The organism is Parabacteroides sp. (assembly GCF_977054455.1).
In genome coordinates this window covers 58,827-72,436 of the sequence record NZ_CDRTCT010000024.1, presented here as the reverse complement: position 1 = coordinate 72,436, position 13,610 = coordinate 58,827, and the positions used below count along the sequence as shown (strand labels likewise).

The 13,610-nt window shown below is 52.1% G+C and carries 11 protein-coding genes and 1 riboswitch; of the genes, 10 read left to right on the top strand and 1 reads right to left on the bottom strand.

What is annotated here, in order from left to right; all coding sequences use genetic code 11:
- Positions 1 to 298 precede the first annotated feature (298 nt).
- The 9 genes from ACW6QF_RS13165 (at position 299) to ACW6QF_RS13125 (ending at position 9,977) form a co-directional block, all read left to right on the top strand.
- Positions 299 to 1,234 (top strand): DUF4922 domain-containing protein, encoded by a 936-nt coding sequence (locus ACW6QF_RS13165; protein WP_456088163.1) that lies wholly within the window; start codon positions 299 to 301, stop codon positions 1,232 to 1,234.
- Complete coding sequence (locus ACW6QF_RS13160; protein WP_456088162.1) at positions 1,231 to 2,538, top strand: MFS transporter; 1,308 nt, start codon at positions 1,231 to 1,233, stop codon at positions 2,536 to 2,538. The genes ACW6QF_RS13165 and ACW6QF_RS13160 overlap by 4 nt, the downstream gene beginning before the upstream one ends.
- Before the next feature lie 17 nt (positions 2,539 to 2,555).
- Positions 2,556 to 3,413 carry an ATPase gene (locus ACW6QF_RS13155; RefSeq protein ID WP_456088161.1) on the top strand — a complete coding sequence of 286 codons (858 nt, stop codon included), beginning with the start codon at positions 2,556 to 2,558 and terminating at the stop codon, positions 3,411 to 3,413.
- 29 nt (positions 3,414 to 3,442) lie between these two features.
- Positions 3,443 to 4,549 (top strand): lactonase family protein, encoded by a 1,107-nt coding sequence (locus tag ACW6QF_RS13150; protein ID WP_456088179.1) that lies wholly within the window; start codon positions 3,443 to 3,445, stop codon positions 4,547 to 4,549.
- A 46-nt stretch (positions 4,550 to 4,595) separates the two neighbouring features.
- A complete protein-coding gene (gene murQ, locus ACW6QF_RS13145; protein WP_298547612.1) occupies positions 4,596 to 5,411 on the top strand; it encodes an N-acetylmuramic acid 6-phosphate etherase in 816 nt (271 codons plus the stop codon).
- Positions 5,412 to 5,473: 62 nt separating this feature from the next.
- A riboswitch (cobalamin riboswitch) is annotated at positions 5,474 to 5,671 on the top strand.
- Between the two features lie 347 nt (positions 5,672 to 6,018).
- Positions 6,019 to 6,606, top strand: coding sequence for a porin family protein (locus tag ACW6QF_RS13140; RefSeq protein ID WP_456088160.1), 588 nt, complete (start codon positions 6,019 to 6,021; stop codon positions 6,604 to 6,606).
- Positions 6,590 to 6,895 (top strand): hypothetical protein, encoded by a 306-nt coding sequence (locus tag ACW6QF_RS13135; RefSeq protein WP_456088178.1) that lies wholly within the window; start codon positions 6,590 to 6,592, stop codon positions 6,893 to 6,895. The genes ACW6QF_RS13140 and ACW6QF_RS13135 overlap by 17 nt, the downstream gene beginning before the upstream one ends.
- A gap of 79 nt (positions 6,896 to 6,974) precedes the next feature.
- Complete coding sequence (priA, locus tag ACW6QF_RS13130) at positions 6,975 to 9,437, top strand: replication restart helicase PriA (RefSeq protein ID WP_456088159.1); 2,463 nt, start codon at positions 6,975 to 6,977, stop codon at positions 9,435 to 9,437.
- A gap of 33 nt (positions 9,438 to 9,470) precedes the next feature.
- Complete coding sequence (locus ACW6QF_RS13125; protein ID WP_456088158.1) at positions 9,471 to 9,977, top strand: low molecular weight protein-tyrosine-phosphatase; 507 nt, start codon at positions 9,471 to 9,473, stop codon at positions 9,975 to 9,977.
- On the opposite strand, the gene ACW6QF_RS13120 is transcribed toward ACW6QF_RS13125, so the two are convergent.
- Positions 9,952 to 11,982, bottom strand: a complete 2,031-nt coding sequence (locus ACW6QF_RS13120; protein ID WP_298547631.1) for an HD family phosphohydrolase — start codon at positions 11,980 to 11,982, stop codon at positions 9,952 to 9,954. The genes ACW6QF_RS13125 and ACW6QF_RS13120 overlap by 26 nt on opposite strands.
- 97 nt (positions 11,983 to 12,079) lie before the next feature.
- Here ACW6QF_RS13120 and gltX point away from each other — a divergent pair, with 97 nt between their 5' ends.
- Positions 12,080 to 13,609, top strand: a complete 1,530-nt coding sequence (gene gltX, locus ACW6QF_RS13115; protein WP_298547633.1) for a glutamate--tRNA ligase — start codon at positions 12,080 to 12,082, stop codon at positions 13,607 to 13,609.
- Position 13,610: the final 1 nt, after the last annotated feature.

Here is a 13,610-nt window from a genome sequence, read left to right as displayed (position 1 = left end):
ATCCGTCGTGAAACGGATGGTCATCCGTCGTGAAACGGATGGTCATCCGTCGTGAAACGGATGGTCATCCGTCGTGAAACGGATGGTCATCCGTCGTGAAACGGATGGTCATCCGTCGTGAAACGGATGGTCATCCGTCGTGAAACGGACAACTTATGGACAAGCTCTTTCGTGCTGATTTTGAAGGTGCGATTCGATAATTCTTTCTTATTAACCGGATAAAAGTATGCGACCTGTTTTTTTTCACTACATTTGTGTTGCGGGAAAAGTTGCGGGCAACCGTGAAAACACGAACTTTATGAATGATTTGGAACAACAAATAGACTTTCTTCTTCTCTGCCAAAAGCAGGATTGGAAACTGGCAAGGGAGAATTATGCTTCTTTGGCCAATGTGCAGACGCGCTATTTCCAGGAGGATTACAGGACAACGGTTCTTCAGTTTAATCCGGAACGGATTCGTTCTTCCGCCGCTAAGATCGACAAGGCATCCTTGCAGGCGCGTCCCTGTTTTTTCTGCCATCGGCCGGAAGAACAAAAAGGAGTGACATATAATGACGCGTTTGAAATACTGGTTAATCCATACCCTATTTTCAAAGACCATCTGACCGTGCCTCTGCGTTGGCATGAAAGGCAACAGATAAAACCTTATTACGGGGATCTGCTGGACATCGTTTCGGATTTATCCGGCTATGCCTTGTTCTATAATGGCCCTAAATGCGGTGCTTCGGCTCCGGACCACATGCATTTCCAGGCTGGAAGGAAAGAGGAATTTCCGGTTGTGAGAAATTGGCTAAACTTCCGGAAACGGGCCGTTTGGGAAAGGGGACGGACGAGTCTCTATGCTTCTGTCGGCCTCCTTCCGGTCTGTTTTATCCTGGTGTCGGGAGATAGAAGTGAGGCGGTGGCCGCTTTCGGGTTATTATACGACAGGATGCCGATGGGGCCGGAGGATTACGAGCCGATGATGAATGTGGCGGTCTGGAAGGAGGAGGAGGTTTGGATAACCTGTATCTTCCCCCGGCGGGAATTGCGTCCTTCCTGCTATTATGCCGAGGGAGATGCCAATATCCTCATCAGTCCGGCGACGGTCGAGATGGCCGGCCTGTTTGTCGTCCCTTTGGAAAAGGACTTTAAGAAAGTGACATTTGCAGACCTCGAAAAGGTCTGGGAAGAGGTAAGTATTACGGAGGATGAGAAGAACGAGCTCATCCGTAAAATAAGAGAAGAAGCATGATGCCACATAAGCCTATGTCTGATAAGCCATCTGTACGGTCTCCCTGGTTCTGGGTCCCTTCCCTGTATTTTGCGCAGGGAATACCTTATGTCGCGGTGATGATCGTGTCTGTCCTGATGTATAAGCGCCTGGGAGTTTCAAATACCGATATCGCCCTTTATACGAGCTGGCTGAACCTGCCCTGGGTGATCAAGCCTTTTTGGAGCCCTTTCGTGGATTTGCTGAAGACCAAACGCTGGTGGGTGGTCACCATGCAGCTATTGATCGGGGCAGGGCTTGCCGGGGTTGCGTTTACGATCCCGACGACATTCTTTTTCCAGGCTTCATTGGCGGTTTTCTGGTTGCTGGCTTTCAGTTCCGCCACGCATGATATTGCGGCGGACGGTTTTTATATGCTGGCCCTCGATTCGCACGAACAGGCTTTCTTTGTCGGTATCCGGAGTACCTTTTACCGGATTGCGATTATTGCCGGGCAGGGTGTGCTGGTCATGTTTGCCGGATTCCTGGAAAACAGTACGGGGAATATTCCGCTTGCCTGGTCGGTTACGTTCTTTATTTTAGGCGGGCTGTTTTTGGCTTTGTTCCTGTATCACCGGTATATACTTCCTTTGCCGAAAGGAGATAGGCCTTCAGCGACGGTGACTCCTTCCACGATCCTAAAAGAGTTTTTCGCGACTTTCGCCTCTTTTTTCAAGAAGAAACAAGCCTTTGTCGCGATCCTGTTCATGTTGCTGTACCGTTTCCCGGAAGCTCAGTTGGCAAAGCTGGTAACGCCTTTCCTGGTCGATCCTCGCGAAGTGGGAGGATTGGGACTTTCGACGACTGAAATCGGACTGGTGTACGGGACGATCGGTACGATCGGTTTGACGTTGGGCGGAATATTGGGAGGCATCGCCGCTTCGACGGGAGGATTGAAGAGATGGATCTGGCCGATGGCGTTGGCGATTTCCCTGCCTGACGCTGTCTTTATCTATCTGAGCAGTGCGTTGCCTGATAATTTGTGGATCGTCAACATTTGCGTGTTCATCGAACAGTTCGGCTACGGCTTCGGCTTTACGGCCTATATGTTGTATCTGATCTATTATTCCGACGGAGAACATAGGACGGCGCATTATGCGGTCTGTACGGCTTTTATGGCTTTAGGCCTGATGCTCCCCGGAATGGCAGCCGGCTGGTTGCAGGAACAGATGGGCTACGAGAACTTCTTCTGGTGGGTGATGGGATGTTGCCTGGTAACATTGCTTGTCACGGCTTGCTTGAAGATCGATCCCGAATTTGGGAAGAAGAAACAAGGAGATAACTAATTATATTTGCTTTGTGTATGGTGGCAAAAACGATATTGATAGCGGATGGCGGCTCTACGAAAACCGATTGGAGCGTTGTGTCCGGCAATCGCGAAACGGAACGGATCAGGACGCGCGGGATTAATCCTTTTTTCCAGACGGAAGAAGAGATTTCGGCCGAAATAAGGGACAACCTGATTCCTCAAATAAGGCAGTATGATGCTATCGAGGCCGTTTACTTTTATGGCGCCGGATGTGCCTTCCCGGAAAAGAACGAGATTTTACGCCGCTCCGTCATGCACTATCTGCCGGTTTCGGTGGAGGTCGGCAGCGACTTGTTGGCAGCAGCCCGCGCCCTCTGCGGCCATCATCCCGGCATTGCCTGTATTTTGGGGACCGGTTCCAACTCCTGCCTGTATGACGGAAAGGAGATTGTCCGGAACATATCGCCGTTAGGCTTTATCCTGGGAGATGAGGGAAGTGGCGCCGTACTTGGGAAATTGCTGGTCGGAGATGTGTTGAAGAACCAGTTGCCGGCCGCTTTGCAAAAGGCTTTCTTTGCGGAGTCCGGTTTGACGCCGGCTGTCATCATGGAAAAGGTGTATAAGCAACCTTTCCCGAATCGTTTCCTGGCAAGTCTGTCTCCTTTTTTGCTCCGGCATATGGAAGAGCCGGCTGTATATAATCTGGTAGGCGATAGTTTCCGGGCGTTCTTTGCCCGCAACGTCATGCAGTATGGTTGCCGGGATCATCCTGTCCATCTGGTAGGCTCCATTGCCTGGTATTATCAGGATATATTGAAAGAGGTGGCTCGTGAGTTCGGGCTTCGGTTAGGAACGATCGTTCAAAGTCCGGTTCAAGGGCTGATCCGGTATCATGAGGAAAGTGAAAACTAAATAATCAAGAATGATAGAGTATGAAGAAGATGGCTGGTTTTTTGTGTATGATGGCGATGGCAGTGGCGGCGTGCTCGTCACCCGAAAATGAGTTGTATTTGTTTGTCGGTTCGTATGCGGATGCCGCGGATCCGGGCATAAGTCTGTATCGGTTCGATCCGGAGAAAGGGACGGCTGAGCCGGTGAAGAGCCTGTCGGGCATTCAGGATCCGTCTTATCTGGCGGTGAGCCGGGACGGCAAGTTTGTTTATTCGGTAAGTGAGACGGCTGTGCCGGATGCAAAAGTATGCGCCTATTCGTTTGACAAACATACCGGGACGCTTTCTTTGCTGAACGAGCAGAAGACGGAGGGGAGCGCTCCCTGCTATATATGGGTGGACAGCAAACGCCGGATGGCTGTCACGGCCAATTATAACGGCGGTAGCATCAGCGTTTTCCCGATCTCGGCCGATGGCACTCTGCAACCGGCTGAAGTCTATGCGTATGAAGGCGGAACGCCGGGCTCCGAACGCCAGGCAGTCCCGCATCTGCATTGCGTGTACGCCTCGCCGGATGAGCGTTTTCTGTATGCCAACGACTTGGGAACGGACCGGATCTATAAATACGATATCGTCGCTTCCGATAAGGGTTTGAGCCTGCGGGAAGGAACGCCTGCCTCTTTTAGTTTGCCGGCGGGAGAAGGCCCGCGCCATACGGTTTTCCATCCGAACGGGAAATGGGCGTATCTGGTCAGCGAGCTTTCGGGCCGCGTCGCTTTCATGCATTACGACAAAGGCAACCTTGCCCCGGTCCGGTTTGTGGAAGCCGACACGTTGCATGTCTCCGGCAGCGCCGATATACACATCACACCGGACGGCCGTTTCCTGTATGCCTCCAACCGTCTGAAAGGCGACGGCATCGCGATTTTCTCCATCGATCCGGCAGACGGGCAACTGGCAAAGGTCGGCTATCAGCCGACCGGCATTCATCCGCGTAATTTCGTCATCACTCCCAATGGCAAGTTCCTGCTTTGCGCCTGCCGGGACAGTAATGTCGTGCAGGTGTACGCTATAGACAAGCAAAGCGGCTTATTGAGAGATACGGGAAAAGACATCCGGGTAAGCAAGCCTGTTTGCTTGAAGTTGGCTGATATGTGAATCTGATATTTTTTAGTAGCTTTGCCTTTCCTAATTGTAATAAGCTATGTCGTTCATCAAGATAACAGAACAGGATTCTCTCTATGACGACCTGGAACGGATGTCCGTCCGGGAGTTGCTCGAAGAGATCAATGCGGAAGACCGGAAAGTGGCGTTGGCTGTCCGAAGGGCCATCCCCCGGATAGAAGAATTGGTTTTGCAGATCGTTCCCCGCATGAAGCAGGGCGGACGGATCTTTTATCTGGGAGCCGGGACCAGCGGACGGTTGGGGGTTTTGGACGCTTCAGAAGTCCCTCCGACGTTCGGGATGCCTCCCACACTGATTATCGGCTTGATAGCCGGTGGCGATACCGCCCTCCGGAATCCGGTGGAGAATGCCGAAGACGATGAGGAACGCGGCTGGCAGGAATTGTTGGAGCATCAGGTCGATACGAAGGATACTGTGATCGGTATTGCCGCTTCCGGAACGACTCCCTATGTGATCGGTGCCCTTCGCAAAGCGCGTGAACAAGGCATCCTGACCGCCTCCATTTCCAGCAATCCCGATTCGCCGATGGCGGCGGTGGCCGATGTCGCCATCGAAATGATTGTCGGGCCGGAGTTTGTCACCGGCAGTTCCCGCATGAAATCCGGGACGGGACAGAAAATGATCCTGAACATGATCTCCACCTCCGTCATGATCCGGCTCGGACGGGTCAAGGGGAACCGGATGGTCGATATGCAGCTCACCAATCAGAAACTTATAGACCGTGGAACCCGCATGGTTGCTGAGGAATTGGGTCTTCCTTATCACCAGTCCCGCCATCTGCTGTTGATGTACGGCTCCGTCCGGGAAGCCGTCGAGGCTTATCGCAACGGCTAACAAGTCGGGACCGGTTTCACTTTTTTTCTGTAGGAAGATGAAGAATATATGGAAAATATCTCTATATTTGTCCCATGCATTGTTCCTGCTTCGCGATCTGCGGAAAAGGATTAAAAGGGAATCGGGTGCAAATCCCGGACAGTCCCGCTGCTGTAAGCTTCAAAACGGATTGGGCAATTCTTTGTATGCCACTGACGCGAGTCGGGAAGGCGCTCATACCGGAAGTAAGTCAGAAGACCTGCAACGCATATTTTTTCGACGGCTTCGAGGAAAGGCCGGAAGAGAACAGTGAAGCCGTAGGCTTTTGCCTTTCTTAATCCCCCGTTTCCCGTAGCCTATCTATTTGTTTTTAATTATTTTGCCATAATAATTAGGAAAAGAGGCATGAATCTGCGTGCGGGATGAGCTCCGCCCCCCGGTTCATGCTTTCTAATATTATGGGATCAATCTGGTTTTGTGGACGGAAGTTCCTACTCCGTCCGTAGGAAAATAACTGTTGGAAGTCGGTCGAAATTCAACTTAGGCAACACTTAGGCGGTGATATTTGTTTATTATTGGAAAAGTGCGTTTATTTGTAATTCATATTAACTAATAAAAGAAAACAGGTATGAAAAAGATTGTAGGGGTTATGTTGCTGATGGTGATGACATTGATAGCCATGCCTGCGAAATCCCAGATTAAGTTCGGTATAAAAGGCGGTTTGAATGTTTCGTCTGTCCATTTCAACAAGGAGGTGATCGGCAAGGATAATGTGACCGGATTCAATATCGGCCCGATGGTGGAGGTGATGGCTCCGATAATGGGAGTCGGCTTTGATGCGGCTATCCTCTATTCGCAAAAAGGGATAGGCGTGAAGAGCGAGAAAGACATTAAGAATGACTATATCGATGTCCCGGTCAACCTGAAATGGAAATTCGGTTTGCCTATTATCAAAGGATATCTGGCTGCCGGTCCGTATGTCGGTTTTCGTGTGGGCGGCGATAAGTTCTGGGATATTCCGGGATCGGTCGGAGACCAGTTGAAGGCTAAAAGCTTTAATGCCGGCTTGAACTTGGGCGCCGGTGTGGAACTGATCAAGCATTTGCAGGTCGGCTTCAATTACACCCTCGGCTTGACGGATGATTATAATGCATCCAAGTTGGATTTGAACGGCAAGAACCGGGGTTGGTCGGTTACGGCTGCCATCCTGTTCTAAATATATTTATTTTGATTTTAAGCATAGGATAGATAGGAATGGATATGACCATAATTTTATCAAACGGAATAATGTGTATGCCTTGAACGTCACTTTTACGGAAGAGAGTTTTACAAATATTCCCAAAGCAGAGCCTGATCCGGACCCGGTGCCCGATCCTGTGCCTGACCCTGATCCCGATCCCGACCCCGATCCTGTTCCCCCGACACCGGACGAACCGACCAAGATCTCTGTTAATGTCTGGATATATGAATGGGGAGAGGTGGTTCAGAATCCTGTTTTCGATTGAACATCGAACAAGGAGCGGAATTTGCGATTTTTTTGTGTATGACTTTTCTTTTCATTATTTTTGGAGCCTTAATGAATATATGAAGTACGCAAACGTCATACTCCCGCTTCCGTTAGAGAACAGCTATACCTATAGCATACCGCCCGATATGGAACAGGCGGTAACGCCCGGTTGCCGGGTGATCGTCCATTTCGGAAAGAAGCGTTATTATACGGCTATCGTCATGGATGTGCACGAGCATGGGGCTGACGGCCAGTACGAGACGAAGGAGATTTATGCCCTGCTGGATGCCACGCCTGTGCTCCGTCGGCCGCAACTTCGTTTCTGGAAATGGATCGCATCCTATTATCTGTGTAAATTAGGAGATGTTTACAAGGCGGCTTTGCCTTCCGGATTGAAACTGGAGAGTGAAACGGCTGTCACCTATAATGAAGAGTTTGAAGCCGACGGCCCTTTGCGGCCGAATGAACAGGCCGTGCTGGATGCCTTTACCGGCGTCTTGAAACTCACTGTTTCGGAGCTGGAGAAGAAAACCGGTCTGCGGAATGTCGTGCCGGTTGTCGCCTCCCTGATGGCTAAAGGGGCGGTCGAGGTGAGCGAGGAGCTGAAACGGGGCTTTGTGCCGAAGAAGCAGACCTTTATCCGCCTTGCCGAGGCGTATGAGGATGAAGGAAAACTACAGGCCGTGTTTGCAGACTTCAGGCGGGCGAAGAAGCAGGAGCACTTGCTGATCTGTTTCCTGGAGTTCAGTCATGCGCTTAATCCGGCACTGGTACGCGAATTGTCGAAGAAGGAATTGTTGGAGTGCAGCGGTTGTTCGCCGGCTATACTGGACAGCCTGCTGAAGCGGGGCGTGCTGGAAAGTTATGAGAAAGAGGTGGGAAGGTTGCAGGTCCCGGTTTGCCGTTTGCAGCCCCTTCACCCTTTGAGCGCGGCGCAGGAGAAGGCTTACGGGGAGATACACGAAGTCTTCCGGGAGAAAGAAGTCTGCCTGCTGCACGGCGTTACTTCCAGCGGAAAGACGGAAGTTTACATGCGGCTGATCGACGAGGTGCTGAAGACGGGACGCCAGGTTTTGTATCTGCTGCCTGAGATCGCCATCACCACCCAGATCACGGAACGGCTGGCCAAGTTGTTTGGTGATAAGCTGCTGGTCTATCATTCCAAATTTTCCGATAACGAGCGGGTGGAAGTCTGGAACCGTTTATTGCATACGGGCGAGCCGATGCTGGTAGTAGGCGTCCGTTCCTCCTTGTTTCTGCCTTTCAAGGATTTAGGCTTGATTATCGTAGACGAGGAGCATGAGAACACCTATAAGCAGCAGGAGCCGGCCCCGCGCTATCATGCCCGTAATGCCGCTTTGGTGCTGGCCGGTATGCATGGGGCGAAAACCTTGTTGGGCTCTGCTACTCCTTCGATCGATTCCTATTTTAATGCCACTACCGGCAAATACGGTCTGGTGGAACTGTCTACCCGTTACGGCGACCGGCTGATGCCGGAAATTCTGCCGGTCGATATCAAGGAACTGAGGCGCAAGAAGATCATGAAAGACACGCTCTTTTCGCCGGTCCTGGTAGACAAGTTGAGCGATGCGTTGGAGAAGGGAGGGCAGGCGATCCTGTTCCAGAACCGCCGGGGCTTTGCTCCGGTGATCGAGTGCAAGGGGTGCGGTTGGGTTCCTCATTGCGTCAATTGCGATGTCAGCCTGACGTATCATAAGTTCCGTAACGAGTTGGTATGCCACTATTGCGGATACAAGATCCAGTTGCCTCGCCAATGCCCGGAGTGCCAGAGTCCGGAACTTCGCACGATGGGGTTCGGGACCGAGAAGGTGGAGGAGGAGATAGACGCCCTGTTCCCGTCAGCCAAGGTCGAGCGTCTGGATTTCGATACCGCCCGCACCCGTACGGCCTATGAACGGATTATCGCCGACTTTGAGAAAGGTAAAACACAGATATTGATCGGGACCCAGATGCTGTCGAAAGGTCTGGATTTCGGCAACGTCAGCGTGGTCGGTATCCTGAATGCCGACAGCCTGATGAATTTCCCGGATTTCCGTGCCCATGAACGCGCCTTCCAGTTGATGGTACAGGTGAGCGGCCGCGCCGGAAGGCGGGATAAGCGGGGAACGGTTGTCCTGCAAACGTCTCAGCCCGACCATCCGTTGATCCGGATGGTGGAACGTTTCGCCTATAAGGAGATGGTGCGTCTTCAATTGGGTGAGCGGAGCCTGTTCCGTTATCCGCCTTACTACCGTTTGATCGTGATTGTCTTGCGTAGCCGGAATGATTCCGTTTTGCAGGAACTATCGGCTTTATACGCCGAAAACCTGCGTCGCCGCCTGGGCGAACGCGTGCTTGGACCGGTCACTCCGCCGATCACGCGTGTGCAGACCCTTCACATCCGGAAGATTGTGCTAAAGATAGAGATCGCCGCCGCGATCGCTCCGGTACGCGAGATACTGGAATCGGTACACACCGAAATGCAACGCTACTTGCCGTTTAAGCAGTTGATCGTGCACTATGATGTGGATCCGGCTTAGAAATTAAGAATTAAGAATTAAGAATTAAGGAAGATGGGAGAGGTGAAAGGAGAATATAAGATATTGTTTGTGTGTCTGGGGAATATTTGCCGTTCGCCCTCGGCCGAGGCTGTGATGAAGAAGTTGGTTCAGGATGCGGGGCTGGCCGGCCGGATCAAGATCGATTCTGCCGGCATCATCGGGTATCACGCAGGAGAAAAGGCCGATCCGCGTATGCGTTCGCATGCTGCCCGTAGGGGATATAAGTTGGATTCGGTTTCCCGTCCGGTATGTACGGACGATTTTTTCGACTTCGACCTGATCATCGGCATGGACAACCGCAACATAGACGATCTCAAACGGAAAGCCCCGGATTTGGAATCCGTGGGAAAGATACATCAGATGACGGAATATTCCCGTAACAAGCTCTATGACTATGTCCCCGATCCGTACTATAGCGGAGCGGAAGGTTTCGAACTGGTCCTCGATCTGCTGGAGGATGCCTGCGCGGGGTTGCTGGAGGAACTCGTTGGACCTACTTCTTCAGATCCGGATAACTGATCCGCGTGTGGTACATGATCTTCAGTTTTTCCACAAAGACATTCTTGATCGTTTCGACATCCTTGAACGTCAGCGGGGCGCCTCGCATCAGCCCGTCGGCGATCTGTCCGTCTATGATCTTGTCGACCAGGGCGCGTATGTTTTCTTCCGTGTGCTCTTTCAGGCTACGGGAGGCCGCTTCGACCGAGTCGGCCATCATCAGGACGGCTGTCTCTTTCGAGAACGGGTTCGGGCCGGGATAGGTGAAAGCCTCTTCGTCTATCTCGCGGTCGGGATACTGGTTCTTGAAGGAGTTATAGAAATATTTGGCTTTTCCGCGGCCGTGATGGGTGCGGATAAAGTCGATGATGGCTTTCGGCAACATCGCTTTTTCAGCGATCTTGACACCGTCGCTCACATGGTTGATGATGATTTTCGCACTTTGGTCGAACGATAGCTGGCCGTGCGGATTGATACTGCTCTGGTTCTCGGTGAAGAACGCCGGGTTCGCCATCTTGCCGATGTCATGATACATGGCGCCTGTACGTACGAGCTGCGCGTTCGCGCCGATGGCGGCAGCCGCTTCCGACGCTAAGATCGACATCTGCAAGGAATGCTGGAAGGTGCCCGGTGACGTCTCGGACAGCTTTTTCAGGATCGGCGTGTTGATGTTCGAAAGCTCGACCAGCGTGATGCTGGAGACATAGCCGAATGTCTTTTCCAACATATATACTAATATGTAGGTAAACATCAGCAGGATGAAGTTGATGCCGAAGTAGAGCATCATCATCCAGTTGATCTTCTTCAAGTCCGCTTCCTGATAGATGGAAAGGCTGATGTAGCAGAGCGCGTAGGACATGAAGATGAAGAAGGCGCAACGGATCAGCTGGGAACGTTCGTACAAATCCCGCAAGCTGAATGTCACGACCATGCCGGCAATTACCTGGAGCAGCAGGAACTCGTGCGGGAATGGCACCATCAGCGAACAGATCAGCACGATGATCAGGTGCGTGAACAGAGCCGTACGCGAGTCGAAGAACGTGCGTACGACAATCGGCACGATGGCGAACGGAAGGATATAGATATTGAACAACCCGTACGTCACGCAAAGCTCCGTCAGGATGCAGCTCACGAACACGCACAGTACGAGGAAAAGAGCGTTCCTCCTGTTATGCAGGATCTTCAACCGGAACGACCACAGGTACAGCCAGAAGCAGAAGAGGATCCCGAATACCAGCACGAACTGGCCTCCCATGATGATGCCTTGGCGCTGGGCGCCTCCGGACTTGGTCTCGTGTACGATCTTAAGCGAACGGAGCACGTTGTACGTGTGGTTGTCGATGATCTCGCCACGGTCGACGATACGTTCTCCCGCCTGTATCATGCCGTTGGCCAGCGGGACGCTGTTCAGGATGTCTTCCCTGACTTTTTCCGACATCGCCTTGTCGTAGGTGACGTTTTCCACCAGGTAGTTGTTGATATCGCAGGATTGCAGGATCGACCTGTCCAGGCGGGAGGGGCAATTGTTGATGATAAACTCATACGCCGTCTTGACCGTGAAGAACTCGCTGCTGTAGTGAGGCTGCGCGACGCTGCCCGCGAGCAGGTTGATGCGGGGATATTTCTCCTTCTTGAGCTCGTCCATGTCCTGGGTCGAAATGATGCCGTCCCGGTATAGCTTTTGCAGGCTGTTTTCGATATATTGCATATAGGCCGGGGTCGCCCGGTTCTTCAGCGTGCCCCGATAGTCGGCGCGTAGTTTGTCTATCTCTTCGGATTCGATCGTGGCATCCAGCCGGTAATAGGGCTCGAACTTCCCCAAGGCGCTATCGCGTTCGGCCTCTACTTCCGCATCCGTCTTGTAGATCGGGAAGTCGCTCGGAGCGGTGAGCAACCCGTACCGCCAGGGTTTCCCTTCGTAGAACTGGTAACGGAACTTCCCTTCCCGTGGAAAGAAGTAAGCGATCAACAAGGCCGCTACGATAAAATAGACACTCGGATGTATGCTATAGTTCTTTGCTTTCATAATGTTCTGTTTATTGAAAGGCGAAATGTACATAAAAAAGTTTACTAAGAGAAAAAAAAGGGCTACTTTTGCCGCATTATTATAGAATGAAAGAATTATGACTCAAAGGAAAGTTAGAGTCCGGTTTGCACCGAGCCCCACAGGAGCCTTGCATATCGGAGGTGTTCGTACGGCTTTATACAATTATCTGTTTGCCAAACAGAAGGGTGGAGATCTGATTCTCCGTATCGAAGATACCGACTCGCAACGTTTCGTCCCCGGAGCGGAAGCCTATATCATAGAAGCGCTTACCTGGTTGGGCATCAAGTTCGACGAAGGTGTCGGCTTCGGAGGCGAGTATGGCCCTTACCGCCAGAGCGAACGCAGGGATATTTACAAGAAGTATGTCGATCGGCTGCTGGAGGCCGGCCACGCGTATATCGCATTCGACACGCCTGAAGAGCTGGAAGCCAAACGGAAGGAAATCCCCAATTTCCAGTATGATGCATCCACCCGCATGCAGATGCGCAACTCGCTGACCCTTTCCGAGGAGGAGGTGAAGTCCTTGATCGATGCCGGCCGCCAGTATGTGGTCCGCGTCAAGATCGAACCGGATGAAAACATCCATGTGAACGACCTGATCCGTGGCGAAGTGATTATCAACTCTTCCATCCTGGATGACAAAGTCTTATATAAATCGGCCGACCAGCTGCCCACTTACCACCTGGCCAATATCGTGGACGACCACTTGATGGAAGTGACGCATGTGATCCGTGGTGAAGAATGGTTGCCGAGCGCCCCGCTCCACGTGCTGTTGTACCGTTATTTCGGATGGGAAGACACGATGCCCCGCTTCGCACACCTGGCTTTGCTCCTGAAACCGGAAGGCAACGGCAAGCTGAGCAAACGTGACGGCGACCGCCTGGGCTTCCCCGTGTTCCCGTTGGAATGGCATGACCCGAAGAGCGGCGAAGTCTCTTCAGGCTATCGCGAGAGCGGTTACCTGCCCGAAGCGGTTGTCAACTTCCTGGCCCTGTTAGGATGGAATCCGGGCAATGACCAGGAAGTGATGAGCATGGACGAACTCATCCGCTGCTTCGACCTGAGCCGTTGTAGCAAGAGCGGGGCCAAGTTCGATTATGAAAAGGGAAAATGGTTCAACCATCACTATATCCAGGCTATGGACAATAAGGAAGCGGCCGCCCTCTTTATGCCGATCCTCGAAAGCCACGGCGTGAAAGCCGACCCGGCCTACGTGGAGAAGGTCGTAGCCATGATGAAAGACCGTGCCACCTTCATCAAGGATCTGTGGGATCTCTGTTCCTTCTTCTTCATCGCTCCGACGGAATATGACGAAAAGACGCGTAAAAAACGTTGGAAGGAAGACAGTGCCGTACAACTTGCCGAACTGGTCGAAGTGCTCCGCACGCGTGAGCCGTTCGATATCGAAGGTACGGAAGAGGAGGTAAAAGCCTGGATCGAAAGCAAGGGCTACCATTTGGGGAATATAATGAATGCGACCCGCCTGGCCCTGGTCGGCGAAGGCAAAGGCCCGCATATCTTCGACATAACGGAAGCCCTGGGGAAGGAAGAGTCGATCCGCCGTATCCAGCGTGCGATAGAGCAGTTGAAAGGGGGCGGTTTTTAAT